General features: G+C 70.3%; 23 protein-coding genes. 9 read left to right on the top strand and 14 right to left on the bottom strand.

The genetic code is table 11. The annotated features are described in order from the left end of the window. Positions 1–16: 16 nt before the first annotated feature. The 7 genes from L942_RS19895 to L942_RS46185 all read right to left on the bottom strand — a co-directional run bounded on the left by L942_RS19895 (position 17) and on the right by L942_RS46185 (position 6,434). The gene (locus L942_RS19895; protein WP_037362501.1) at positions 17–646 is read right to left on the bottom strand and encodes a hypothetical protein; all 630 of its coding nucleotides are present in this window, start codon (positions 644–646) and stop codon (positions 17–19) included. Between the two features lie 278 nt (positions 647–924). Further along, positions 925–1,662 carry a sirohydrochlorin chelatase gene (locus L942_RS19890; protein WP_037362499.1) on the bottom strand — a complete coding sequence of 246 codons (738 nt, stop codon included), beginning with the start codon at positions 1,660–1,662 and terminating at the stop codon, positions 925–927. Continuing rightward, positions 1,659–2,921, bottom strand: a complete 1,263-nt coding sequence (locus L942_RS19885) for a sulfate adenylyltransferase subunit 1 (protein WP_037362497.1) — start codon at positions 2,919–2,921, stop codon at positions 1,659–1,661. Before L942_RS19885 ends, L942_RS19890 begins: the two co-directional genes overlap by 4 nt. Then, positions 2,921–3,841, bottom strand: coding sequence for a sulfate adenylyltransferase subunit CysD (gene cysD, locus L942_RS19880; protein WP_037362495.1), 921 nt, complete (start codon positions 3,839–3,841; stop codon positions 2,921–2,923). The genes L942_RS19885 and cysD overlap by 1 nt, the downstream gene beginning before the upstream one ends. A 10-nt stretch (positions 3,842–3,851) precedes the next feature. Next, complete coding sequence (locus tag L942_RS19875; RefSeq protein ID WP_037362494.1) at positions 3,852–4,547, bottom strand: phosphoadenylyl-sulfate reductase; 696 nt, start codon at positions 4,545–4,547, stop codon at positions 3,852–3,854. Continuing rightward, entirely contained in the window at positions 4,544–6,244 is a 1,701-nt protein-coding gene (locus L942_RS19870) for a nitrite/sulfite reductase (protein ID WP_037362492.1), read from the bottom strand. Before L942_RS19870 ends, L942_RS19875 begins: the two co-directional genes overlap by 4 nt. Positions 6,245–6,347: 103 nt before the next feature. Then, the gene (locus tag L942_RS46185; RefSeq protein WP_350540000.1) at positions 6,348–6,434 is read right to left on the bottom strand and encodes a putative leader peptide; all 87 of its coding nucleotides are present in this window, start codon (positions 6,432–6,434) and stop codon (positions 6,348–6,350) included. A gap of 259 nt (positions 6,435–6,693) precedes the next feature. On the opposite strand from L942_RS46185, the gene hemW reads away from it, so the two are divergent. Both hemW and L942_RS19860 read left to right on the top strand, forming a co-directional pair. Further along, positions 6,694–7,911 carry a radical SAM family heme chaperone HemW gene (hemW, locus tag L942_RS19865; RefSeq protein WP_037362490.1) on the top strand — a complete coding sequence of 406 codons (1,218 nt, stop codon included), beginning with the start codon at positions 6,694–6,696 and terminating at the stop codon, positions 7,909–7,911. 70 nt (positions 7,912–7,981) lie between these two features. Next, the gene (locus L942_RS19860; RefSeq protein ID WP_037362489.1) at positions 7,982–8,902 is read left to right on the top strand and encodes an NADP-dependent oxidoreductase; all 921 of its coding nucleotides are present in this window, start codon (positions 7,982–7,984) and stop codon (positions 8,900–8,902) included. Here the strand turns inward: L942_RS19860 and L942_RS19855 are convergent. After that, the gene (locus L942_RS19855; protein ID WP_106964949.1) at positions 8,892–9,599 is read right to left on the bottom strand and encodes a TetR/AcrR family transcriptional regulator; all 708 of its coding nucleotides are present in this window, start codon (positions 9,597–9,599) and stop codon (positions 8,892–8,894) included. The two genes, L942_RS19860 and L942_RS19855, sit on opposite strands and share 11 nt — an antisense overlap. A gap of 94 nt (positions 9,600–9,693) precedes the next feature. Here L942_RS19855 and L942_RS19850 point away from each other — a divergent pair, with 94 nt between their 5' ends. Genes L942_RS19850 through L942_RS19835 form a run of 4 tightly spaced genes read left to right on the top strand, consistent with a single transcriptional unit; the run spans position 9,694 to position 12,567 of the window. After that, positions 9,694–10,101 (top strand): SgcJ/EcaC family oxidoreductase, encoded by a 408-nt coding sequence (locus tag L942_RS19850; protein WP_037362485.1) that lies wholly within the window; start codon positions 9,694–9,696, stop codon positions 10,099–10,101. Next, a complete protein-coding gene (locus L942_RS19845) occupies positions 10,098–10,481 on the top strand; it encodes a hypothetical protein (protein ID WP_051166104.1) in 384 nt (127 codons plus the stop codon). The genes L942_RS19850 and L942_RS19845 overlap by 4 nt, the downstream gene beginning before the upstream one ends. Before the next feature lie 24 nt (positions 10,482–10,505). Continuing rightward, complete coding sequence (locus L942_RS19840; RefSeq protein ID WP_037362483.1) at positions 10,506–11,324, top strand: siderophore-interacting protein; 819 nt, start codon at positions 10,506–10,508, stop codon at positions 11,322–11,324. A gap of 10 nt (positions 11,325–11,334) precedes the next feature. Next, positions 11,335–12,567: a serine hydrolase domain-containing protein gene (locus tag L942_RS19835; RefSeq protein ID WP_037362481.1), complete on the top strand. Its 1,233-nt coding sequence runs from the start codon at positions 11,335–11,337 to the stop codon at positions 12,565–12,567. Here the strand turns inward: L942_RS19835 and L942_RS19830 are convergent, their stop codons facing one another. From L942_RS19830 to L942_RS19815, 4 genes are all read right to left on the bottom strand, one after another. After that, positions 12,568–13,566: a TIGR03842 family LLM class F420-dependent oxidoreductase gene (locus L942_RS19830; RefSeq protein WP_037362480.1), complete on the bottom strand. Its 999-nt coding sequence runs from the start codon at positions 13,564–13,566 to the stop codon at positions 12,568–12,570. It lies immediately after the preceding gene. A 63-nt stretch (positions 13,567–13,629) separates the two neighbouring features. After that, on the bottom strand, positions 13,630–15,012 hold the full coding sequence (hydA, locus tag L942_RS19825; protein WP_037362478.1) for a dihydropyrimidinase: 1,383 nt from the start codon (positions 15,010–15,012) through the stop codon (positions 13,630–13,632). Continuing rightward, positions 15,012–15,854 (bottom strand): nitrilase-related carbon-nitrogen hydrolase, encoded by an 843-nt coding sequence (locus L942_RS19820; RefSeq protein ID WP_037362476.1) that lies wholly within the window; start codon positions 15,852–15,854, stop codon positions 15,012–15,014. Before L942_RS19820 ends, hydA begins: the two co-directional genes overlap by 1 nt. Next, the gene (locus L942_RS19815) at positions 15,847–17,352 is read right to left on the bottom strand and encodes an NCS1 family nucleobase:cation symporter-1 (protein WP_037362474.1); all 1,506 of its coding nucleotides are present in this window, start codon (positions 17,350–17,352) and stop codon (positions 15,847–15,849) included. Before L942_RS19815 ends, L942_RS19820 begins: the two co-directional genes overlap by 8 nt. Before the next feature lie 241 nt (positions 17,353–17,593). Between L942_RS19815 and L942_RS19810 the strand changes: the two genes are divergently transcribed. The 3 genes from L942_RS19810 (at position 17,594) to L942_RS19800 (ending at position 21,265) form a co-directional block, all read left to right on the top strand. Beyond that, positions 17,594–18,265: a response regulator gene (locus L942_RS19810; RefSeq protein ID WP_037362472.1), complete on the top strand. Its 672-nt coding sequence runs from the start codon at positions 17,594–17,596 to the stop codon at positions 18,263–18,265. Then, positions 18,262–19,335: a HAMP domain-containing sensor histidine kinase gene (locus tag L942_RS19805; protein ID WP_037362470.1), complete on the top strand. Its 1,074-nt coding sequence runs from the start codon at positions 18,262–18,264 to the stop codon at positions 19,333–19,335. The genes L942_RS19810 and L942_RS19805 overlap by 4 nt, the downstream gene beginning before the upstream one ends. A gap of 448 nt (positions 19,336–19,783) precedes the next feature. Next, on the top strand, positions 19,784–21,265 hold the full coding sequence (locus L942_RS19800; protein WP_037362467.1) for a DUF4153 domain-containing protein: 1,482 nt from the start codon (positions 19,784–19,786) through the stop codon (positions 21,263–21,265). 255 nt (positions 21,266–21,520) lie between these two features. Here the strand turns inward: L942_RS19800 and L942_RS19795 are convergent, their stop codons facing one another. Both L942_RS19795 and L942_RS19790 read right to left on the bottom strand, forming a co-directional pair. Further along, complete coding sequence (locus L942_RS19795; RefSeq protein ID WP_037362465.1) at positions 21,521–21,892, bottom strand: SSI family serine proteinase inhibitor; 372 nt, start codon at positions 21,890–21,892, stop codon at positions 21,521–21,523. 28 nt (positions 21,893–21,920) lie between these two features. Beyond that, a complete protein-coding gene (locus L942_RS19790; protein WP_037362463.1) occupies positions 21,921–23,567 on the bottom strand; it encodes a PucR family transcriptional regulator in 1,647 nt (548 codons plus the stop codon). Positions 23,568–23,650 lie beyond the last annotated feature (83 nt).

Here is a 23,650-nt window from a genome sequence, read left to right as displayed (position 1 = left end):
TGGCCGCGATCCGGGGTTAGCCGATGGTCGTCGTGGTGAAGACCGGGCTCGGGTTGGGGAAGCACGCCGTCGGCGCGGTGACGTCGCCGATGATGCTGCTCGCCACGGCCTTGAAGGTCAGGCCGGGGTCGCTGTAGCTGGTGCCGGACAGTTTCGTCTCGATCGTGCCGGAGTCGCCGGCTTTGAGGTGCGCGGTGATGGTCGGCAGTTCGAAGGTCGCGCCGCCGGCGATCGGGCCGGGGAAGCTCAGCGTCGCGACGCCGTCGGCGACGCTGATCGTCGGCGGGGTGTCGCCGAGGCCGGAGCCGCCGGCGAGGTCGGCGCCGACGTAGGTCGAGTTGGCCGGTACGGGGAACTTCAGCGCGAAGGTGTTGATGTTCTTGACCTTGTTGCCGCCCACGTCGCTCGGGACGGTGTTGGGCGCGGGGTCGATGACGACATCGAACGCCGCGCCGGGCGCGACCGTCGCGGGCGCGGTGACGTCGGCGTTCTGGGTCAGCGACACCTGCTGCGGGCCGACCACCGGCGCGTCGGCCTGGCAGTCGAAGGTGATCGCGGTCGCGGCGGACGCCGGGGCCGCGAGAGCGAGAGGAAGCGCGGCGACCGCCGTCAGCGCGGCCAGCCGGTAAAAGTGAGGTGCTTTCATCTGTGTGCTCCTACCTGCGGGTTTCACGAGGGGAGAGAGAAAGCTGCGCAGCGATTAGAGAGTTACCGGCAAGTTAAGTAGCGCGTCAAGGATTGACCGTTCACAGCAGCGCACCGTGACGGAAAATGTGAATATCGCTCACCTCGTGGCGGTAGGAGTGGTCCGATCGGCCGTTCGGGTCTACCGACGGTGGTCCGGGAGGGCGAGTCAGGCGAGCGCGCGACCAAGGCTCGGAGCGCCGGTCGCGCGCGATCGGGGCGGGCTGCCCGGTGCGAAGGTCAGGCGGCGGCGCGCAGCAGGCCGGAGATCGCGGCGGCGTACCGGCCGATCACGACGTCCGCGACGCGTGGGTCGTCCGCGAGCGGCTCGGCGATGAACGCGTGCGGGTCGGCTTCGCGGGCCAGCGAAGCGATCCGATCCGGCAGCAGGCCGGGGGCCAGGAACCACGACGCCACCACGAGACGCCGTGCGCCGCGGTCGCGCAGCCGGGCCGCGGCGGCCGGGATGTCCGGCTGGGCGGCGCTGGCGAACGCCTCGCTCACCGGCAGGCCGAGCTGCTTTTCCCAGCGGGCGGCCAAACCGGCGACGACCGCGTTGGCCTCGGGATTCGAGGAACCGACCGCGCTGAGCAGCACGCCGGTATCGCTGCCGCGGCGCGCTTCGGCGATCCGCTCGAGCGCGACGGCTTGCAGCACCGGGTCGGCGCCCAGCACGTCCGACACCCGGATCCGGAACCCGGGGCACGCCGCGGTCACCTCGTCGACCAGCGCGGGCAGGTCGACGCGGGCGTGGAAAGCGCTGCCCAGCAACAACGGCACGACGACCGCGGAGCGATGCCCGTCGGCGTAAAGCCCGCGCAGCACGTCGGTGACGCGCGGCTCCGACAGGTCGAGGAACGACTCGTGCACGTCCAGCCCCGGCGCCTGCGCACGGACGACGTCGACCAGCGCTCGCACCGTCGCGGCGGAGCGGGGATCACGACTGCCGTGCGCGACGGCGACCAGGGGAGGCGTCACGAGAACCGTTCTCCGACGAGACCGGCGGCGAGGGTGTCGCCGTCCTTCGGGTCGATCACCAGGAACGCGCCGGTGCGCGGGCTCACGCCGTAGTCGTCGACCGGCAGCGGCTCGGCCAGCTGCAGGCTGACGCTGCCGATGTCGTTGAGCTCCAGGCTTTGCGGAGAGTCCACACTGGACAGGGTCTGCTCGTCGAACCGGGCGTGCAACTCGGCGGCGAGTCCCTGCACGGTCCGGGTGCCGTGCTTGATCAGCACCCGCGCGCCGGTCTTGAGCGGCTTCGAAGACAGCCAGCACAGCGTGCCGGTGATCTCGTCGGTGACCGCGGGCGGCGCCTCGGCGGCCGCGATGAGGTCGCCGCGGCTGATGTCGATGTCGTCGGCCAGCAGCAGGGTCACCGAGGTGCCGGCGCCCGCTTCTTCCAGCGGCCCGTCCGCGGTGTCGATCCGCTCGACCCGGCTGCGGATCCCGTGCGGCTGCACGACGATCTCGTCGCCCGGACGCACCGTGCCCGCGGCGATCTGCCCGGCGTAACCGCGGTAGTCCGGGTACTCCGGGGTGCGCGGGCGGATCACGTACTGCACCGGGAACCGCAGCGCCGAATCGTGCGGATCCGGGGCCGCCGGCACGTTTTCGAGGTGCTCCAGCAGCGATGGCCCGTCGTACCACGGGGTCCGCTCGGACCGGGTGGCCACGTTGTCGCCGACCAGCGCGGAAACCGGGATCGCGACGACGGACGCCGAGTCGTAGCCGAGCGATTCCGCGTGCGCGGTGAACTCCTTGGCGATCACGCCGAAGGTGTTCTCGTCGTAGTCCACGAGGTCGATCTTGTTCACCGCCAGCACCAGCTGCGGCACGCCGAGCAGCGCGAGGACCGCCGCGTGCCGCCGGGTCTGCTCGACCACGCCGTTGCGCGCGTCGACCAGCAGCACGGCGAGCTGCGCGGTGGACGCGCCGGTGACCGTGTTGCGGGTGTACTGCACGTGTCCCGGGGTGTCGGCGAGCACGAACGACCGCTTCGGTGTGGCGAAGTACCGGTACGCGACGTCGATCGTGATGCCCTGCTCGCGCTCCGAGCGCAGGCCGTCGACGAGCAGCGACAGGTCCGGAGTGGACAGTCCTTTGTCGACAGACGCGCGGGTGACCGCGTCGAGCTGGTCGGCGAGGACGGACTTGGTGTCGTACAGCAGCCGGCCGACCAGCGTGGACTTCCCGTCGTCCACGCTGCCCGCGGTGGCCAGCCTCAGCAGGCTCGACATCAGAAGTAGCCCTCCCGTTTGCGGTCTTCCATGGCCGCCTCGGACATCCGGTCGTCGGCGCGGGTGGCGCCGCGTTCGGTCAGCCGCGAAGCCTGGACCTCGGCGATCACTTCTTCCACCGTGGACGCGGTGGACTCGATCGCGCCGGTGCACGAACCGTCGCCGACGGTCCGGTAGCGCACGCTCAGCTCGCGCACTTCCTCGCCGGGCCGCGGCCCGCCCCACGGGCCTTCGCTGAGCCACATGCCGTCGCGCTGGTAGACCGCGCGCCGGTGGGCGTAGTAAATCGAAGGCAGCTCGACCTTCTCGCGCGCGATGTAGTTCCACACGTCGGCTTCGGTCCAGTTGGACAGCGGGAAGACGCGGACCTGCTCGCCCGGACGGTGCCGCCCGTTGTAGAGGTTCCACAGCTCCGGCCGCTGCCGGCGCGGCTCCCACTGGCCGAAAGCGTTGCGCAGGCTGAAGATCCGCTCCTTCGCCCGCGCCCGCTCCTCGTCGCGGCGGCCGCCGCCGAAGACCGCGTCGAACTTGTTCTCCGCGATCGTCTCCAGCAGCGGCGTGGTCTGCAGCGGGTTGCGCAGGCCGTCGGCGCGCTCCTCGAGCCTGCCGTCGTCGATCCAGTCCTGCACCTTCGCGACGACCAGCCGCAGCCCGTGCTTTTCGACGACGCGGTCGCGGAACTCGAGGACCTCGTCGAAGTTGTGCCCGGTGTCCACGTGCAGCAGCGGGAACGGCACCGGCGCGGGCCAGAACGCCTTGATCGCCAGGTGCAGCATCAGCGTCGAGTCCTTGCCGCCGGAGAACAGGATCACCGGCCGGTCGAACTCGCCCGCGACCTCGCGGAAGATGTGGATGGCCTCGGACTCAAGGGCGGCCAGGTTGTCGACAGCCGCGTCGGCCGCCGGTTCCAAAGTCGTCATGCGTCCTTCCTCAGCCGTGCAGTCCGCACTCGGTTTTGCTCTGCCCGGCCCACCGGCCGCTGCGCGGGTCCTGCCCCGGCTCGACCTTCGCCGTGCACGGCGCGCAGCCGATCGACAGATAGCCGATCGACACCAGCGGGTTCTGCAGGATCCCGTTCTCGTGCAGGTAGCCGTTGAACTCGTCGTCGGTCCACGCGGCGATCGGGTTGATCTTCACCAGGCCGTTGCGCTCGTCCCAGGTGACGATCGGCGTGTTCGCGCGGGTCGGCGCGTCCACCCGGCGCACGCCGGTGACCCATGCCGAGTACTTGGCGAGCGTCTGCCGCAGCGGCACCACCTTGCGCAGGAAACAGCACTGGCCGGGGTCGCGTTCGTGCAGCTTCGGCCCGTACTCCGCGTCCTGCTCGGCCACGCTCTGCTCGGCCTGGGCGTTGATGATCCGGACCTCCGGGTAGACCGTCTGCACCGCGTCGCGCACCCCGAGGGTTTCGGCGAAGTGGTAGCCGGTCTCCAGGAACAGCACGTCCACCGCGGGCTTGACCTTCGCGGCGAGGTCGATCAGCACGGCGTCCTGCATGTTCGACGCCACGATGAAGTCGTCGCCGAAGGTCTCGACCGTCCAGCGCAGCGCTTCCTCGGCGGTCGCCTCGGCCAGTTCCTTCTCGGCGCGCTCGGCCAGCGCCCGGTAGTCCGTCGTCGCGGTCACTGCAGCACCCCTTCGTCCGCCCGCAACGCCCACTGCGGGAAGCGTTCGCCCGGTTCGCGGCCCGCGACGTACGCGCGCACCACGCGTTCCACGTACTCCACCAGTTCGCCCGCGGTCACCTTGTGGCCGCGCAGCTTCCGGCCGAACCCGGCGTCGAGGCCGAGCCCGCCGCCGAGGTGCACCTGGAAGCCCTCGACCTGGTTGCCGTCGGCGTCGGTGACGATCTGGCCCTTGAGCCCGATGTCCGCGGTCTGCACGCGGGCGCACGAGTTGGGGCAGCCGTTGAGGTGCACCGTCACCGGCGTGTCCAGCTGGGAGTTGATGTCCGCGAGCGACTTCTCCAGGTCCGCGACCAGCTGCTGCGCGCGCACCTTCGTCTCGACGATCGCGAGCTTGCAGAACTCCAGCCCGGTGCACGCCATCACGCTGCGCCGCCACGGCGACGGGTTGGACTGCAGGCCCAGGTCGGCCAGCTCCGTCTCCAGCGCGGCGACCTTGTCCTTCGGCACGTCGAGCACGACGAGCTTCTGGTGCGGGGTCAGCCGCACCCGCCGCGATCCGGCCCGTTCGGCGGCGTCGGCCACCGCGACCAGCGTGCTGCCCGACACGCGCCCCGCGACCGGCGCGGCTCCGACGTAGTAGTTCCCGTCCTTCTGCGGGTGCACGCCGACGTGGTCGACCGGCGTGTCCGGGTTCTCCGGCGGCGGGCCGTCGATCAGCTTCCGCTTGAGGTACTCGGTTTCGAGGACTTCCCGGAACTTTTCCACGCCCCAGTCCTTGACCAGGAACTTCAGCCGAGCCCGGGAACGGAGCCGCCGGTAGCCGTAGTCGCGGAAGATCGAGACGACGCCGGCCCACACCTCGGGCACCTCGTCGAGCGGGACCCACGCGCCGAGCCGCTGCGCGAGCATCGGGTTCGTGGACAGCCCGCCGCCGACCCACAGGTCGAGGCCGGGGCCGTGCTCGGGGTGGTTCACGCCGACGAACGCGACGTCGTTGATCTCGTGCACGATGTCCGGCAGCCCGGAGATCGCGGTCTTGAACTTGCGCGGCAGGTTGGCGAACCGCGGGTCGCCGATGTAGCGGCCGAGGATCTCGTCGATCGCCGGGGTCGCGTCGAGCACCTCGTCCGCGGCGATGCCGGCGACCGGGGAGCCGAGCACGACGCGCGGGCAGTCGCCGCACGCCTCGGTCGTGGTCAGGCCCACGTTCTCCAGCCGGGACCAGATGGAGGGCACGTCCTCGATCTGGATCCAGTGGTACTGGACGTTCTGCCGGTCGCTGATGTCGGCGGTGTCGCGCGCGTGCTCCCGCGAGATCTCGCCGACCACCCGCAGCTGCTCGGTGGTGAGCGCGCCGCCGTCGATGCGGACGCGCATCATGAAGTAGCGGTCGTCCAGTTCCTCGGGCTCCAGCTGCGCGGTGCGGCCGCCGTCGATGCCCGGCTTGCGCTGGGTGTAGAGGCCGAACCAGCGGAACCGGCCGCGCAGGTCGCCCGGGTCGATGGAGTCGAAGCCGCGGTGCGCGTAGATGTTCTCGATCCGGGCGCGGACGTTGAGCGGGCTGTCGTCCTTCTTCGAGCGCTCGTTCGGGTTCAGCGGCTCCCGGTAGCCGAGCGCCCACTGACCCTCGCCGCGCTTCTGGCGAGTCCGAGGCGTGCGGGCCTTCGCGGGCGTCTCACGCGGGGGTGCGGACATGGAGATCCTCCGGGCGGGGTGGTCGAGGCGGCTCCGCCGCGGCGTCGGTGCGGGAGCGGGGCCGGTGGTCCAGGTGGTGGGCTGGGCAGGCGGTGCGCGGGAGTCAGCGAACAGGCCGGCAGAGCGCGCTCGCGACCCGCAGAAGGTCGACGTGGCGGCGCGCCACGAGAAGGACACCGGCAGGACTCACCGGCTCAGATTGCCACGCGGGCCGAACGTCGTCCAAGGGCGTCCGGATGGTGGGAGAAGGCTCACTGCGGGGGTGCGAAACCGGCTCGGATGTGCATTGGCCGGGCGATCTGCCAGGTCTTTCCCGGCTTTCGGACGCATCGTGGGACGGATGCGGGCGCTTGTCGACCGGGTGCGCGGCGGGCGGCGCATCGTTCGGCGGCCGAACTTTCCTCCGGGCGGCGCGGGGGCGCGCGGGGGACCGCGGCCGGCGGGGGAGAATGGACGTCGTGCCTGTTCCCGACACCCGCCGTCCGCCCGCCGGACTGCCCGAGACCGCGCTCGCCGGTCTCGGCGCCCGTCCGTTCGGCGTCTACGTCCACGTGCCGTTCTGCGCGACCCGCTGCGGTTACTGCGACTTCAACACCTACACCGCGGGCGAACTCGGCTCGGCCGCCTCGCCGCGGTCGTGGCTGGACGCGCTGCGGCGCGAGCTGGAGCTGGGCGCGGAGATCCTCGGCAGCGCACCCCCGGCGGAGACGGTGTTCGTCGGCGGCGGGACGCCGTCCATGCTCGGCGCGGACGGGCTGGCCGAGGTGCTCGACGGCGTCCGGTCGGTGTTCGGGCTCGCCCCGGGCGCGGAGGTGACGACCGAATCGAACCCGGAGTCCACTTCGCCGGAGTTCTTCGCGGGCATCCGTGACGCTGGTTACACCCGGGTGTCGCTGGGCATGCAGTCCGCGGCCCGGCACGTGCTGAAAGTGCTCGACCGCGTGCACACGCCCGGCCGTCCGGTCGACGCCGCGCGCGAAGCCCGGGCCGCCGGGTTCGAGCACGTCAACCTCGACCTGATTTACGGCACGCCGGGCGAGCGGGTCGAAGATCTGCGCGCGTCGCTCGACGCGGTGCTTTCCGCGGGCGTCGACCACGTGTCGGCGTACGCGCTCATCGTGGAGGACGGCACCGCGCTCGCCCGCCGGGTGCGGCGCGGCGAGCTGCCCGCGCCCGACGACGACACGCTGGCCAGCTACTACGAGCTGATCGACTCCGTCCTCGCCGGTGCGGGTCTGACCTGGTACGAGGTGTCGAACTGGGCGAGTAGCGAGGGAGCGCGGTGCCGGCACAACCTCGGCTACTGGCGGGGCGGCGACTGGTGGGGCGCCGGTCCGGGCGCGCACAGTCACGTCGGCGGCGTGCGGTGGTGGAACGTCAAGCATCCGGCCAAGTACTCCAGCCTGCTCGCGGAGGGGAAGAGCCCGGAAGCCGGCCGCGAGGTGCTGACCGAGGAAGACCGGCACCTGGAGCGGATCATGCTGGAGCTTCGGATCTCCGACGGACTGGCGGTGTCCGCGCTCGACGAGGCGGGGCTCGCGCAGGCCCGCGCGGCCGCCGCGGAGGGCCTGCTCGAAGCGTCCGATTTGGACAGTCGGGGCCGCGCGGTGCTGACCGATCGCGGCCGGTTGCTCGCGGACGCCGTGGTCCGGAGGCTCGCCGGCTGAATTTTCGCCCGCCGGGCATAAAGCCGCTCGATCGTTTGTTGGACTAACCATACGAGCGAGGGAGACGCGTATGCCGCAAGCGGTCAGATACGGCGAACACGGCGGGATCGAAGTGCTGCAGCTGGCCGAAGTGCCCCGGCCGGCGCCGGAATCCGGGCAGGTGCTCGTGCGGGTCCGCGCCGCGGGGATCAATCCGGGGGAAACGAAAATCCGCGTGGGGGCGCTCGCGCAGCGCTGGCCGTCCACCTTTCCGTCCGGGCAGGGGAGCGACCTGGCCGGAGTGGTGGCGGAACTGGGCGCGGACGTCGAGGAAATCCAGGTGGGAGACGAGGTCGTCGGCTTCGTGCACACCCGCTCCAGCCACGCCGAGTACGTGCTCGTCCCGGCGGAGCATCTCGTCCCGAAGCCGAGCGGGCTGTCCTGGGAAGTCGCGGGCGGCTTGTTCGTCGCCGGAACGACCGCGTACGCCGCGGTTGCCGCGGTGTGCCCGCGCGAGGGCGAGACGGTGGTCGTGTCCGGGGCTGCCGGCGGGGTCGGTTCGCTGGCCGTGCAGCTGGCGAAGCTCACCGGCGCGACCGTGATCGGCATCGCCAGCGAAGCGAACCACGAGTGGTTGCGCGAGCACGACATCGTCCCGATCACCTACGGCGAGGGGCTCGAAGAGCGGCTCCGCGAGCTGACCGGCGACCAGGTGCACGCGTTCATCGACACCTACGGCGACGGGTACGTCGAACTCGCCCTGCGGCTCGGCGTTTACCCCGGCCGGATCGACACGGTGGTCGATTTCGCCGCGGCCGAGAAGTACCGCGTGAAGACCGACGGCAACCTCGCCGGCGCCAGCGCGGAGGTGATGCGCGACCTCGTCGCGTTGGCGGACAAGGGATTGCTCGACGTTCCGATCGCCGCGACGTATCCGCTCGCCGAGGTTCAAGCCGCCTACCGCGAGCTGGAGCAGGGCCACACCCGCGGAAAGATCGTGCTCACCGTTTGACCATCGCCGCCAGCCCCGCCACGAACGCATCCAAGGCGAATTCGAGGCGGGGCTGGCTGGTCTCGGCGGTGAAGAATTCTCCGGCCTGCAACAGGTTCGGGAACGCACTCGTGGGCAGCGATCGCATGTACTCCGCCATCTGCCGCCCGCGTTCGCTCATTTTTTCCGGGTCGTAGTCGCCGAACGTCCAGCCGCTGGCCTCGTACGCGAATGCCTTGGCGTACGTGCTCAACGCGTCCCCGGCGAACACGGCCTGCTTCAGATCCAAGCCGCCCGCGCGCAGCAGCTGAAGCATGACTTCGCCCTGCCGCAACGAATTCGGCGTCACCGGAATCGGCGTCTGCCACGCCACCTTCGCGATGCCCGGATACGCCATCATCGCCCGGATCTGGTGCCGCACTTGCTCTTTGACCTGTTCGGCCCACCGCAGCGGATCCGGTTCCGGGCACGGCACGTCGCCCAGCGCCGCGTCGAGCATCAGCTCGTCGAGTTCTTCCTTGTTGGCCACGTACGCGTACAGCGACGCCGGGCCGGTCTCCAGCTGCTGCGCGACCCGGCGCATCGAGACGGCGTCGATGCCCTCGGCGGCCAGGATCTCGAGCGCGGTTTTCACGATCAGGTCCTGCGACAGCATCTGCTTCGCGGCGCGCCGGCGCGGGCTCGGCGTGCGGCGCCACGGCGGGGGCGGTGCGGTCATGCCCGAAGCCTAAAGCACCACCGTGCTTGACGCGAACGGTGTTCGTGAGTACAACTTGACCCGTACGCGAACGACGTTCGTTAAGGAGGAAAGCGTGTCGCAGCGCGAAGAAGTCCTCGATGTCCTCGACCGGCTCGCCGACGCCTGGAACAGCGGCGACGCCACCGCCTACGGGAACCTGTTCACCGAAGACGCCGACTACGTGACGTTCTTCGGGCTCCGGTCCGTCGGCCGCCAGACGATCGCGGACTCGCACCGCGAGCTGTTCGAGGGGCCGCTGAAAGGCTCGAAACTCACCGGCTTCGGCGACCCTCGGGTGCGCTTCCTGCGCGACGACGTCGCGGTCGTCGTGGCCGGCGGCGGTTCGTCGCTGACCGGGGGCAGCGACCCGGCGGCCGAGGGCCGGGAGAGCTCGCTGACCTATGTGCTGGTGCGCGGTGACGAGGGCTGGCGGATCACCGCCTTCCAGAACACGCGGGTGTCGAAGCCGTGGGAAGCATGAGGACGATCGTCGAGGTCTCCGGCGTCGTTCCGGGCGCGCCGGCCGACGTCTTCGATCGGCTGGCGCAGCGGTTGGCCGCTTCGGACTATCCGGTGAAACTCGAAGTGGACCGCGAACGCCGGTTCCTCGCCGCGCAGGGCGGCTGGTGGTACCGCGGCGAGTACGAGGTCGCCGACGATCCGGCCGGCTCCCGGGTCACGCACCGCGTCCGGAACGCCGCCGCCGGACTGGGGTGGGGAGTGCTGCTGGCGAACCGGTTCTTCGTCGGGTTCCGCGACCGGGCCGGGCAGGGTTTCCGGGCATTGCTCGCCGAAATCGGGGACGGCGGCGCTGGGCGGACCGGGGGAAGGCGCGTACCGTGGACGCCACGACTTAGGTAGACCTTACTGAAACAGGGGTGTTCGATGGCCGAAGGTCCGGCGCGCAAGGGGAGGACCGCGGTGCGGCTGGAGGTGCTGCGCAAGGAGCACCTCACGCCGCACATGATCCGGATCGTGGCCGGCGGCGAGGGGTTGACGGAGTTCCGCCCGAACGAGTTCACCGACGCGTACGTCAAAGTGATCTTCAAGGTGCCCGGGGTGGAGTATCCGGAGCCGTTCGACCTGAACCGGATCCGCGAGGAATTGCCGCGCGAGCACGCTCCGCGGCTGCGCACGTACACCGTCCGTTCGTACGACCGGGCGGCGGGCGAACTGGTGCTCGATTTCGTGGTGCACGGCGACGAGGGGCTCGCCGGCCCGTGGGCGCAGCGCGCGCAGCCGGGCGACGAGCTGCTGCTGGCCGGTCCGGGCGGGGCGTACGCGCCGCGCGCCGACGCCGGCTGGCACCTGCTGGTGGGCGACGAATCGGCGTTGCTCGCCATCGCCGCCGCGCTGGAGGCGCTGCCGCCGGGGGCGCTGGCGCACGTCTTCCTGCTCGTGGCGGACGAAGCGGAGCACCAGCCGCTCGCGACGAAGGCCGACGCGCAGGTCAGGTGGCTGCACCGCTCGGCGTCGGACGATCTGGTCGCGGCGGTGAAGGCGCTGCCGTGGCCGGACCAGGACGTGCACGCGTTCGTCCACGGCGAGGCCGGGTTCGTGCGGGAGCTGCGGCGGTACCTGTTCGACGAGCGCGGCGTCGACCGGGACGCGGTGTCGCTGTCCGGATACTGGCGCGAGGGCAAGAACGACGAGGCGTGGCGCGAGGAAAAGGCAGCGGAGCGGAAAGCGGCCGGTTCGGCGTAAGGTCGCCGCCATGGCGACCGAGGTGAAGGTGGAGGCCGATCCGGCCGACGCGGGTTTCGACGAGGCACGATTGCGGCGGATCGACCGGCATTTCGCCCGGTACGTCGACGACGGCCTGCTGCCGGGATTCCTGGCGGTGGTGAGCAGGCACGGCCGGATCGTGCACGTCGCGTCGCACGGCGCGCGGGACGTCGAGGCCGGCGCCCCGGTCGAGACCGACACGATCTGGCGGATCTTCTCGATGACGAAGCCGATCACCTCGGTGGCGGCGATGACGTTCGTCGAGGAGGGCCTGATCGACCTCACTGACCCGATCTCGCGGTGGCTGCCGGAATTCGCCGAGCCGCGGGTGTACGCGAAAGGTTCGGCGCTGGCCCCGGTCACCGAGCCGGCGACCGAACCGATCCGGCTGTGGCACCTGCTCTCGCACACCGCGGGCCTCACCTACGGCTTCCACCACACCCACCCGGTCGACGCGATCTACCGGGCCGCCGGGTACGAATGGGGGACGCCGCGCGGCCTCGATCTGGCGGAGTGCACCCAGGCGTGGGCGCGGTTCCCGCTCGTGTTCCAGCCGGGTGCGGAGTGGAACTACTCGGTGGCGACCGACGTCCTCGGCCGGTTGGTCGAGGTGCTCGCGGGCAAGCCGCTCGACGAGGTGTTCGCCGAGCGGATCTTCGGTCCGCTGGGCATGACCGACACCGGGTTCTGGACGTCGGACACCGACCGGCTGGCGGCGTTGTACCTGCCCGCGCCGAAAACGAAACAGCTGGTGCGCAACGACGTCTTCGGCGCACTGGGCAGGTCGCGCCCGACCTGCCTTTCGGGCGGCGGCGGCCTGGTCTCGACGGCGGCCGACTACCACCGGTTCACGCAGATGCTGCTGCGCCGCGGCGAACTCGACGGCGTCCGGGTGCTGAGCCCGCGCACGGTCGACCTCATGACGGCCAACCACCTGCCGGGTCATGTCGACTTGGAGGCTTATGGCCGCCCGCTGTTCGCGGAGATGCCGTTCGACGGGTACGGCTTCGGGCTGGGCTTCTCGGTCCTGATCGACTCGGTGAAGGCGAAAACCCTTGCCACGCCAGGCGAATACGCGTGGGGCGGGGCGGCCTCGACGGCGTTCTGGGTGGATCCGGACGAGGATCTGACGGTGGCGTTCTACACGCAGCTGCTGCCGTCGTCGACCTATCCGATCCGGCAGCAGCTGCGGCAGCTCGTATATCAGGCGATGCTGGACTGATCAGGCAGTCAGCTTAGGAATCACCTGCGTCCCGTACGCGGCCATCGTCTCCTCCCGCTCGTCGTGCATCAGGTACAGCGCGAACTGGTCCACCCCCAGTTCCGCCAGTTCCTCCAGCCGCGCGATATGCGCGGCCGCCGGGCCGAGCAGGCAGAACCGGTCGACGATCTCGTCCGGGACGAACGCGGTCGACGGGTTGCCGGCGCGGCCGTGGTGGGAGTAGTCGTAGCCTTCGCGCTCGCGGATGTAGTCGGTCAGCTCGTGCGGCACCGGGCCGGACGAGCCGTAGCGGGCCACCAGGTCCGCGACGTGGTTGCCGACCATTCCGCCGAACCATCTGAGCTGTTCCCGTTGGTGCGCCAGGTCTTCGCCGACGTACGCCGGGGCCGCGACGCAGATCGTGATCCCGCCCGGATCGCGGCCGGCGGCCCGGGCCGCGTCGCGGACCGCGCCGATCGTCCAGCGCGCGATCGCCGGGTCGGCGCATTGCAGGATGAAGCCGTCCGCGTGTTCGCCGACGGTCCGCAGCGCCTTCGGGCCGTACCCGGCCATCCACATTTCCAGCCGCCCGCCGCGGATCCACGGGATGCGGACCGCGGTGTCGTTCATCGTGACCTCGCGGCCCTCGGCGAGATCCTTCACCACGCGCATGCACTCCCGCACGGTGGCCAAAGTGGACGGCGGACGGCCGACCACCCGGTGCGCGGAGTCGCCGCGGCCGATGCCGCACACCGTGCGGTTGCCGAACATGTCGTTCAGCGTCGCGAAGGTCGACGCCATCACCGACCAGTCCCGAGTGCCCGGGCTGGTCACCATCGGCCCCACGACCAGCGCGGAAGTCGCTTCGAGGATCCGCGAGTAGATCACGAACGGCTCCTGCCACAGCACGCACGAGTCGAACGTCCAGCCGTACCGGAACCCGGCGTCCTCGGCGGCCTTCATCATCCGCACGACCTCCACCGCGGGAGGGTCGGTCTGCAGCACGATCCCGAAATCCATCCGACCTTCTTCCCCTCCGCCGCCCTCAACGGAGCGGCTTCGCCGCGCTCTGTTCTTTCCGGCTCAATTCAAATACTGATTGAGTTCGCGAGACAGGAACTTGCCATGCCCCGGGCTGCCGTGGAATCCGTCCGGCGACACCACAATGCGGCCGCGTGACAGTACCGTGTGGACCTTCCCAGTGAGCGAAAATCCTTCGTATGCCGAGTAATCCACGTTCATGTGGTGCGTCGCGGCCGACAGAGTCTGCTGCGGGGAAGGGTCGTACACCACGATGTCCGCGTCCGAGCCCGCCGCGATGACCCCCTTGCGCGGATACAGCCCGAACATCCGCGCGGGCGTCGCCGAGCACGTCTCGACCCAGCGGCCCAGGGAGATTTCGCCCGCCACGACGCCCTGGTGCAGCAGGTCCATCCGGTGCTCGACGCCGGGCATCCCGTTCGGGATCGCCCGGAAGTCGCCGCGGCCCAGCTCTTTCTGGTCCTTGAAGCAGAACGGGCAATGGTCGGTGGACACCACGGACAGGTCGTTCGTGCGCAGCCCGCGCCACAGGTCGGCCTGGTGCGATTTCTCCCGCAGCGGCGGGGAGGCGACGAACTTGGCCCCCTCGAAGTCGGGTTTCGCCAGGTCCTCAATGGACAGATACAGATACTGCGGGCAGGTCTCGGCGAAGACGTTCTGCCCGTTGTCCCGCGCCTCGGCGACCGCGGCGAGCGCCTGTGCGGCCGACAAATGCACGATGTACAGCGGGGATCCGGTCACCTGAGCGAGCCGGATCGCCCGCGAAGTCGCCTCGCCTTCCAGTTCGGGCGGCCGGGTCAGGCCGTGCTGCACCGGTTCGGTGTGCCCGGCGGCGACCGCCTGCGCGGCCAGTTCGTCGATCGCGATGCCGTTTTCCGCGTGCATCATGATCGTCGCGCCGATCTCGCGCGCCTGTTGCATGGCGCGCAGGATCTCCCCGTCAGTGGAATAGAAAACGCCGGGGTAGGCCATGAACATCTTGAAACTGCCGACGCCGCCGTCGAGGCACGCTCGCATTTCCTTGAGCGTGGAGTCGTTGACGTCCGACATGATCATGTGGAAGCCGTAGTCGATCGCGCAGTTGCCGTCCGCTTTGGCATGCCACTTGTCCAGGGTGGACAGCAGGGAGGTGCCCTTGGCCTGCACGGCGAAGTCGATGATCGTCGTCGTCCCGCCCCACGCGGCGGCGATGGTGCCGGTCTCGAAGGTATCGACGGAATGCGTGCCGCCGAACGGCATTTCCATGTGCGTGTGCGCGTCGATTCCGCCGGGCAGCACGTACTTGCCGGTCGCGTCGATCGTTTCGTCGCCGGTCAGCGTGCCGGGGGCGCCGACTGCCGCGATGGTTTCGCCGTCCACCAGCACGTCGGCGGTGATCGCGCCGGACGGCGAAACTACTTCCCCGCCTTGGATCAGAGTAGTCATCAGGCCTCCGCGAGCGGACCGTAGCTGTCCGGGCGACGGTCCCGGTAGAACTGCCACAGGTTCCGGACTTCGGCGAGCTTGCCCATGTCGAGATCGCGGACCACGATCTCCTCGTCGGTGTCCGAAGCCGCCTCGCCGACGAGCTGGCCGCGCGGGTCCACAAAGTACGACTGACCGTAGAAGTCGTTGTCGCCTAACGGTTCCACGCCAACGCGGTTGATGGTGCCCACGTAGTACTCGTTCGCCACTGCCGCGGCGGGCTGCTCCAGCCGCCACAGGTATTCCGACAGGCCGCGGCTCGTCGCCGACGGGTTGAACACGATCTGCGCCCCGGCGAGCCCGAGCGCGCGCCAGCCTTCCGGGAAGTGCCGTTCGTAGCAGATGTACACACCGATCCGGCCGACCGCGGTGTCGAAGACCGGATAACCGAGGTTGCCCGGCTTGAAATAGAACTTTTCCCAGAATCCTTTGACCTGCGGAATGTGGTTCTTGCGGTGCATGCCGAGGTATTTCCCGTCGGCGTCGATGACTGCCGCGGTGTTGTAGTAGACGCCCGGCTGTTCCTGTTCGTACATCGGCACCACGAGCACCACGCCGTGCCGCTCGGCGACCTCCTGCATGAGTTTTGTGGTGGGGCCGTCCGGGATCGCCTCGGTGTAGGAGTAGAAATCCGCGTCCTGCACCTGGCAGAAATAGGGGCCGTAGAACAGTTCCTGCAGGCACACCACCTGCGCGCCCTGCGAAGCCGCCTTGCCGATGGCGTCGACCGCGTTGGCGATCATCGACTCCTTGTCGCCCGTCCACCGCTGCTGGATCAAGCCGGCTCGGACCGTGTCAGACACTGGTTTCCTCCTCGTTCCGGTTCGCGTTCACAGGAAGGTTGAGCAGGACGTAGGCGACGAACGCGCCGACAAAGCCCATTGCCCAGTTGTAGTCGTACAACGGCTTCAGGACGGGAATCAGCCCGTCCGCCGGGAACGGACCGCCGTAGGCGCCGCCGACCGCGAGCACCGCGCCGACCAGGGTCGCGACGAGCGCGCGCCAATGCCAGCCCGCGGTGAACCAGTACTCGCCGCTCGGCAGGTACAGGTCGGCCAGCTTCAGCCGGGTCCGCTTGACCGCCCAGTACCCGGCGACCAGCACTCCGGCGACCGCGCCGAGCAGGCCGCCGTAGAAGCCGAGCCAGGCGAAAATGTAGATGTCCGGGTCGGAGTAGAGCCGCCACGGCTGGATCAGGATGCCGATCACGCCGGTGATCAGGCCGCCGAGCGCGAAGGTGATCCGCTTCGGGAAGGCGTTGGAGAAGTCGTAGGACGGGCTGACGACGTTCGCCGCCAGGTTGGCCGAGATCGTCGCGAGAACCAGCGCGATCAGCGCGACGACGACCACGATCGGGCTGGAGAACTTGTCCGCCAGCTGCGCCGGGTCCCAGATGTCCTGCCCGTAGAGCACGTGCCCGCCGGACGTGGTGAGGATGGCGACGATCGCGATGAACGTCATCGTCGTCGGCAGCCCGAGGATCTGGCCGCGCATCTGCTTGCGCTGGCTGCCGCCGAAGCGGGTGAAGTCCGGCATGTTGAGCGACAGCGTCGACCAGAACGCGATCATCGCCATCAGCGACGGCGCGAACACCTTCCAGAACCCCGGCCCCCAGCCGAGCTTCCCGCTGTCGTGCAGGATCGGCCCGAGCCCGCCGGCCTTCACCAGCACGTAGCCGAGCAGGATCAGGAACCCGACCGACACCAGCGGCGCGGTCCAGTTCTCGAACTTGCGGACGGCCTCCATGCCGCGCCAGATGATCAGCATCTGGACCAGCCAGAACACCGCGAACGACAGCCACAGCGTCCAGTGCTGGCCGGCGATCACCGCCGAATCGCGCCAGCCGGACCCGGCGAGCCGCCCGACGATCACGTAGATCGCCTCGCCGCCCACCCAGGTCTGGATGCCGAACCAGCCGCACGCGATGAACGCGCGCAGCAGGGCGGCGAGGTTCGCGCCGCGCAGGCCGTAGAACGCGCGGGCGAACACCGGGAACGGGATGCCGTACTTGGTGCCGGCGTGGCTGTTGAGCAGCATCGGCGCGAGCACGATCAGGTTGCCGATGGTGATCGTGATCAGGGCTTGCAGCCAGTTCATGCCGAGCGCGATCAGCGACGCGGCCAGTGCGTACGAAGGGATGTTGTGCGCCATGCCCATCCACAGCGCGAAATAGTTGTAAGTCGTCCAGGTCCGCTTCTCGACCGGGACCGGGGCCAGTTCGTCGTTGAAGAACCGGCTGCCTCGCAGCGCCCGCACGTCGCCGAGGTCCACCCGGCTGTGCTCACGTGTCGTCGGCTCCATTGCGGAATCCTGCGCGCCGGGCGGGGGCCGGGGGCAGAGACAGTCTGTTCACTGTTGCGACGCCCTTGGCGCAGTCTGTCGATTGCGCCGGACCGCGCCGAGGTGCATGACCTGCGTCACAACCCGGTCGTCATCGCGGGGCAAAACGGCGGAAACATCTCCACCGGATCTCCACATCTCACCCGGATGGCCTCCACGGCGATTGCTTAGAGTCGGCGGCATGGACAACGGGGGAAGACGGGTGCTGGTCGTCGAGGACGACCTCACCATCGCCGCGTCGATCGACGCCCGGCTGAGCGCGGAAGGGTTCTCCGTGACGGTCGCGCACGACGGCCCCAGCGCGGTCGAGGCGGAGGCGGCGACCAGTCCGGACCTGGTGGTTCTCGACGTGATGCTGCCCGGGTTCGACGGCCTCGAGGTGTGCCGCCGGATCCAGGCGCGGAGGCCGGTGCCGGTGCTGATGCTCACCGCCCGCGCCGACGAGACCGATCTGCTGGTCGGCCTCGGCGTCGGCGCGGACGACTATCTGACGAAACCGTTCTCGATGCGCGTGCTTTCGGCGCGGATCCAGGCGCTGCTGCGGCGGGTGGAGCGTTCGTCGGCCGCGGCGGAGGAGCGGATCGTGCTGGGGGATCTGGAGATCGACATCGCGGAACGGCGGGTGCGCCGAGGGGGCGAACCCGCGCAGCTGACGCCGATCGAATTCGACCTGCTGGTGCATTTCGCGCGCCGGCCGCGCGCGGTGCAGCCGCGGGAACGGCTGCTGAGCGAGGTGTGGGACTGGGACGTGCAGGCGACCGGGGCGGGCACCCGCGCGGTGGACAGCCACATCAAGGCGTTGCGGCGGAAGCTGGGCGCCGATTTGATCCGGACGGTGCACGGCGTCGGGTACGCGTTGGAGGTGCCCGCGTGAAGCCGTTTTTCGCGAAGGCCGTCGAGGTGCTGCCGCGGCCGCTGGACGGGATCCGGTCGATCAAGCTGAAACTGGCGATCCTGATGGTCGCGTCCGGCGGGATCGCGTTCGCGTTCTTCCGCTACCAGATCGGCTGGCTGCCGCCGCGCACGACGGTGACCGCGGTGGTGATCGCGCTGCTGACGTCGCAGCTCCTGGCACACGGCATGACCCGGCCGCTGCGCGAGATGACGGCGGCCGCCCGGGCGATGGCGAAAGGCGACTACACGCGCCGGATCCGCGCCACCGCCCGGGACGAGGTCGGCTCGCTGGCCGCGGCGTTCAACCAGATGGCCGCCGACCTCTCCACCGCGGACCGGCAGCGGCGGGAACTGATCGCGAACGTCTCGCACGAACTGCGCACGCCGATCACCGCGTTGAACGCCGTGCTGGAGAACCTGGTGGACGGCGTCGCATCGCCGGACCCCGCGACGCTCCGCACGGCGTTGCACCAGACCGAACGCCTGGGCCGGCTGGTCGCCGAACTGCTGGATCTGTCGCAGATCGACGCCGGAACGCTGCCGCTGGACCGCTCGCCGGTCGACCTCGAGGACCTGCTGGCCGAGGTCGCCGCGGAGGCGGAAGCCATGGCCGCGGCGGCCGGGCGGGGAGTCCGGTTCGCGGTCTCGGTGACCCCGTCCGGCGCGACCGTGCCCGCCGACCGGGAACGGCTCTACCAGGTGGTGCTGAACCTGCTGGAGAACGCCGCCCGGCACGGCCCGGCCGGGGGAGAGGTGGCGGTGCGGGCGCGCGTCGAGGGCGGGGAAGCGCGGATCGAGGTGCACGACCAGGGCCCGGGCATCCCGGTACCCGACCGCGACCGGGTGTTCGAGCGGTTCACCCGGGGAGAACGCGCCGGCGGCGGCGGGACCGGACTCGGCCTGGCGATCGTGCGGTGGGTGGTGGAACTGCACGGCGGAACCGTCGCGGTGGTCGACCCGGAACCGGCCGGGGCACTGCCCGGCGGCGGAGACCGGCCGACCGGGGGCGGCGGGCCGGGGTGCCGGATCCGGGTGACGCTGCCTGCTTGAGGGCGGGTCGTGGTTCGGCTTGGTGGGGGTGGCGGGTTGGGGTGGTGGTGCCTGCGCGGCGGTGGGGTCGCCGGAGGCGGGTGGTGTTGCCTGCTTGGCTTTCGGGCGCGGCCGCGGCTTGAGCTGTTGCCGGAGCCGGTCGATGTTCCCGCTTGACAGGCAGGCGATTGCCCGGCTGGGCCGCGGATTTGACGGAACAGGCTGACGCTGCCTGTTCGACGGCGGGCTTCGGGCCGTGCGGTCGTTGGTCCGGGCCTCGGGCGGCGAATCCGGATGGTGTCTGTTCGAGGGCGGGATTCCTGATCCTGGCGCCGCTGCTCGGCACCACGGCGGCGAGAATCCCGCGCTCGCCGGGTCCGCGCCACCGCGGAGAAATCCGCATCGCGTCGTCCAGTTCTTCCCCGGATCAGCCCCAGACCAGAGATTTGCTATCGCGAAGAGGAGTGCCATGTCCGAGCAGGTCCAGAAGCGTCCCGCGCACGCGGTTCCGCCTTGGCTGGTGCAGGTCGTCCGGGAGCCGGGGCCGCGGCCGTTGTTCGAGCGGGCCGGATCCGCGGTTCCTCGCGGCGCGAAGCCGGCCGCGCTGGCGGTCGCGCTGGCCGGGGCGGTCGTCGTGCCGGTGGATCGGCCCGGGATCGGCTGGGTGCTCGCGCTGGTGATCGCGGTCGCGGTCCTCTTGGCGTGCGCGCGGCTGTCCGGTGGAGGACAAGGAAAAGGGCGTTGGCGGCAGGCAGCGTGGGCTTTGCTGGCGATCGCGCTGCTCGCGGTCGGAGCCGTGCGGGCGGCTGAATGGCTGTTCGCCTTGTGTGCGGTCGCGGCGGCAGTCGCGGCCTCGCTCGCTGTCGTGGGAAAGCGAACCGTGCACGGCACGACCTACGACGCTCTCGCCGTGCCGCTCGAAACGTTCCGCGCGGTGCCGTGGCTGCTGCGCCGGAGTCCGCGCCCCGGGCGGCGCCAGGGGCGGGTGCTCGGGGCGGTACTGCTGTCCGGGCTGGTCCTGGTGGTGTTCTTGCCGTTGCTGAGCAGCGCGGATCCGCGCTTCGCGCAGTTCGTCCGCGATCTCGGCCCGGAGGTGCGTCCAGTCTCGGTCGTCCAGGCCACGCTGGCGTTCGTGGTCGGCTTCGCGGCGATGGCCGCGGTCTTCCTGATCTCCGCGGATCCCCTGCCGGTTTGGGAAAACCGGAAGACCACGGTCGGCGACCGGCTGTCGTGGACTTCCTTGCTGGGCACCTTGGCGGTGCTGTTCACCGCCTACGTCGGGGTGCAAGCGAGTGCTCTTTTCGGCGGCACGGACTACGTCCTCCGCACCGGCGGCCTCACTTCGGCCAATTATGCGCGCGGCGGTTTCTGGCAACTCTGCGTCTGCACAGTGCTGACCCTCGGCATTCTCGCCGCGGCATTGCGCTGGGCGCCGAACGCCACCCGCGCCGACCGGACGGTGTTGCGAGTGCTGCTCGGCGTGTTGACCGTGCTGAGCCTGGTCGTGGTGCTGTCCGCGCTGAGTCGCATGTGGACTTACCAGCAGGCCTACGGATTCACCGTGCTGCGCCTGCTGGTGGAGGTGTGCGAGATCTGGCTGGGCGTGGTGTTCGTCCTGCTCGGCGCGACGCTGGGCACGCTCCGCGCGAGCTGGCTGCCCCGCGCCGCGATCGCGACCGCCGCCCTGGCGCTGCTGGGGCTGGCCGCGGCGAACCCGGAGGCGGCCATCGCGACCGCCAACCTGGACCGGGCGGCGCAGGGCAAGCCGCTCGACCTCCGTTACCTGAGCCGGTTTTCCGCCGACGTGGCCCCGGTCGTGGCGGAACGCCGGCCCGACGCGCCGTGCCTCTTGCGCCCGCTCGCCGGTTCGCTGGCCGACGATCCTTGGCCCGCCTGGAACGCGAGCCGTTCCCGGGCTCGGGAGATCGTCAAGGCGAAGCCGTGTGCGTGACGGTTCAGTCCCGTGGCACGGCGAGCCGTTTCGCCCTCCGGAAGGGCTCGGCACGGCGCAGCGACGGAACCAGGTCGCACCGGGTCAGTTGGCCGTACCGGACGGGTTTCCTCGGCGGGGCCCACGTTCGCGCCGACGCGGAACCGGCAGGCACCTGAGGTCAGGCAGTCACGGCGGAGGAACGACTCCTCCAGGGCCGCCCGCGGTCTCGGCGAAGAACGGATCGCGCGACCATGCCCGTCGAATGGTTCGCCGCTAAAGCGCGAACACTCCGTTCGACTGACTGTCCGCCGCGCACTTGTTCGGGTACGTCGCCCGGTACGTCACCGGGGTGCCGCGCCAGCTGCCCACCGCCGTGACGTCCACCGGCGAGTAGATCATCGTGCACTTCTGCCGGCGCGGGGCGATGCGGGAGAAATCGCCGTCGACCGCGGCGAGCGTGGCGCAGGCGGCGTCGCGGTGGCGGTGCGTGCCGCCGGTGGGATCGCAGGTGAGGGACGCGCTTGTGACGCGCCCGGAAGTCTCGTGCATCGTCAGCTGCAGCATGGACTCCGGGACGTGCGGAGCGGCGACGCCGCCGAATCCGATCAAGGCAGCCGCGACCGGAGCGAAGGAAGAGAACACCATACGAGGGATATCGGCACGGCGAACCCGATCACTGTGCTCCTCGTCCGGGTGGGTTTTCCTCGCTCGGACGGGTGGCGGCGCCGAGGTCGTGCGCGAGCAACGCCACGTACAGCGACAACATCGACTCCGGATCTTCCAGTCGCACTCCCAGCACCTGTTCGATGCGGGCGAGTTGCTGGTAGTACGCCGTCCGCGAGGTATGCGCAGCGACGGCCGCGGCGGACTTGTTGCCGCCGTGTGCGCAGTAGTGCCGCAGTGCCGAGACGAGCCGGCTGCCGGAAGCCGCGTCGCGTTCGAGGAGCGGGCCCAACTCGCGCGCAGCGAAGGCATGTACGCGCTCGTCGTCGGCGAGAAGGTGCAGCAGGCCGCGTAGCCGCACATCTTTGAGACGGTGCAACGGTTGTCCGTCGTCCTCGTCGAGGGCTGCGGCAGCGACATGTGCGGCTTCGACCAAGGTGCGTTGCGCCTCAGCAGGTCCCGTGACGGTCGTGCCGACGCCGATGGCGGCGGGAGCGGAAGCGCGCGCGTCGTGGATGTCGGCAGCGAGGCGCTGAAGTACGGCGTCGGCGTTGGCTTCCGGCGAAAGCGCGAGAAGCGCGCGTACGGCAGTTTCGTCCGTCGAAACCAGCGCGGACACCTTCGCCCGGCGCGTCGCGAGCGCGGTCGCTTCGGCCAACTCGCGCAACAGCGGCGGCGTGGACAGCATCGGTCGGGTTGTCGCAGTGATGCGCGGCCGTACCGCGAGGCCGACCAGCTGTCGTCCGGTGAGCGGCACCGCGAGCGCAGAAGAACGCGCGAGGATTTCCGCGGTGGGCGCGGGCGAATTCAGCAGCTCGGCCAGCACCGCGCGGTGTGCTTGGCGTTCGAGAGTGTCGGAGTCGCGCGTGACGAGCCGGTGCACTGCGAGCGCGGACGCCGCCCGTTCGGCGACCACCTGGTACCGATGCGGCGGCGGTTCGGCGCACACCAGCACCAGCCGTCCCCAGTCGTGTCCGCGCGCGCCGACCACAGTGACCAGCCAGCCCGCCGCCGAGTGGTAGCCGGTGCGCTCGCCGACCTGCACCACGCGGGACCGTGCGGGCCAGCCGATCAGCAGCTCGCCCGGATCCGTGCCCGCCGTGTCGTAGGCGAGGACTTCGTGCTCCAGCGTTTCCAGCACGACCGGCTGCTCGGTCAGCCGCGCTACCTCGGCCAGCACCGCAGCCGGTTCGGCGCCGGCGACGGTCAGCGAGGTGAACGTTTCGTGCACCCGCTCCGCCGCCCGAAGCTCGGCGAGCTGCGCGTCCACGATCATCCCGTTCACTGCGTCGGTCACCGCGACATAACGCGTCTCGCGCGACAGCGTCACCAGCGGCAACCCGCGCTGCTCGGCCGCCGCGACGAGCGCCTGCGGCAGCCGGTCGTTCCAGTGCCGCACCAGCTCGACCACCAGGCCCGCGACGCCCACCTCGGCGAGATCGGCGACGTACCGGGTCAGTGTCGCGTCGTCGTCCGGGAGCGCGACGCCGGTGGTGAGCACGAGTTCCCCGCCGCGCAGCAGGTGCGCGATGTCGGCCACCTCGGCCGCGTGCGCCCAGCGCACCCGCCGTTCGAGCCCGGTGCTGCCCGCGACGACGCGCGGACAGCCCTGGCGCAGCACCGGCAGCGCGAGCGTCTCGGCGACGGTCGGGTACATCGGTCCCCCTTGCTGGCCGGCAGGCACAGACTGTACGGCGGAGAGGGGTAGTCCGTACACGTTGTCGATGGCGTACCCCCGCG

It is taken from the genome of Amycolatopsis orientalis DSM 43388 (assembly GCF_000411975.1).
Taxonomy (GTDB): Bacteria; Actinomycetota; Actinomycetes; order Mycobacteriales; family Pseudonocardiaceae; genus Amycolatopsis; species Amycolatopsis orientalis_D.
The sequence above is the reverse complement of the archived record's forward strand: the minus strand, read 5'-3'. Positions and strand labels throughout refer to the sequence as shown.

Bases quoted from the DNA above. Each gene is read 5' to 3' on its own strand.
- L942_RS19895 (WP_037362501.1), bottom strand. From the start codon at position 646: ATGAAAGCACCTCACTTTTACCGGCTGGCCGCGCTGACGGCGGTCGCC.
- L942_RS19885 (WP_037362497.1), bottom strand. From the start codon at position 2,921: ATGTCGAGCCTGCTGAGGCTGGCCACCGCGGGCAGCGTGGACGACGGG.
- cysD (WP_037362495.1), bottom strand. From the start codon at position 3,841: ATGACGACTTTGGAACCGGCGGCCGACGCGGCTGTCGACAACCTGGCC.
- L942_RS19870 (WP_037362492.1), bottom strand. From the start codon at position 6,244: ATGTCCGCACCCCCGCGTGAGACGCCCGCGAAGGCCCGCACGCCTCGG.
- hemW (WP_037362490.1), top strand. From the start codon at position 6,694: ATGGACGTCGTGCCTGTTCCCGACACCCGCCGTCCGCCCGCCGGACTG.
- L942_RS19860 (WP_037362489.1), top strand. From the start codon at position 7,982: ATGCCGCAAGCGGTCAGATACGGCGAACACGGCGGGATCGAAGTGCTG.
- L942_RS19855 (WP_106964949.1), bottom strand. From the start codon at position 9,599: ATGACCGCACCGCCCCCGCCGTGGCGCCGCACGCCGAGCCCGCGCCGG.
- L942_RS19845 (WP_051166104.1), top strand. From the start codon at position 10,098: ATGAGGACGATCGTCGAGGTCTCCGGCGTCGTTCCGGGCGCGCCGGCC.
- L942_RS19840 (WP_037362483.1), top strand. From the start codon at position 10,506: ATGGCCGAAGGTCCGGCGCGCAAGGGGAGGACCGCGGTGCGGCTGGAG.
- L942_RS19835 (WP_037362481.1), top strand. From the start codon at position 11,335: ATGGCGACCGAGGTGAAGGTGGAGGCCGATCCGGCCGACGCGGGTTTC.
- L942_RS19830 (WP_037362480.1), bottom strand. From the start codon at position 13,566: ATGGATTTCGGGATCGTGCTGCAGACCGACCCTCCCGCGGTGGAGGTC.
- hydA (WP_037362478.1), bottom strand. From the start codon at position 15,012: ATGACTACTCTGATCCAAGGCGGGGAAGTAGTTTCGCCGTCCGGCGCG.
- L942_RS19815 (WP_037362474.1), bottom strand. From the start codon at position 17,352: ATGGAGCCGACGACACGTGAGCACAGCCGGGTGGACCTCGGCGACGTG.
- L942_RS19800 (WP_037362467.1), top strand. From the start codon at position 19,784: ATGTCCGAGCAGGTCCAGAAGCGTCCCGCGCACGCGGTTCCGCCTTGG.
- L942_RS19795 (WP_037362465.1), bottom strand. From the start codon at position 21,892: ATGGTGTTCTCTTCCTTCGCTCCGGTCGCGGCTGCCTTGATCGGATTC.
- L942_RS19790 (WP_037362463.1), bottom strand. From the start codon at position 23,567: ATGTACCCGACCGTCGCCGAGACGCTCGCGCTGCCGGTGCTGCGCCAG.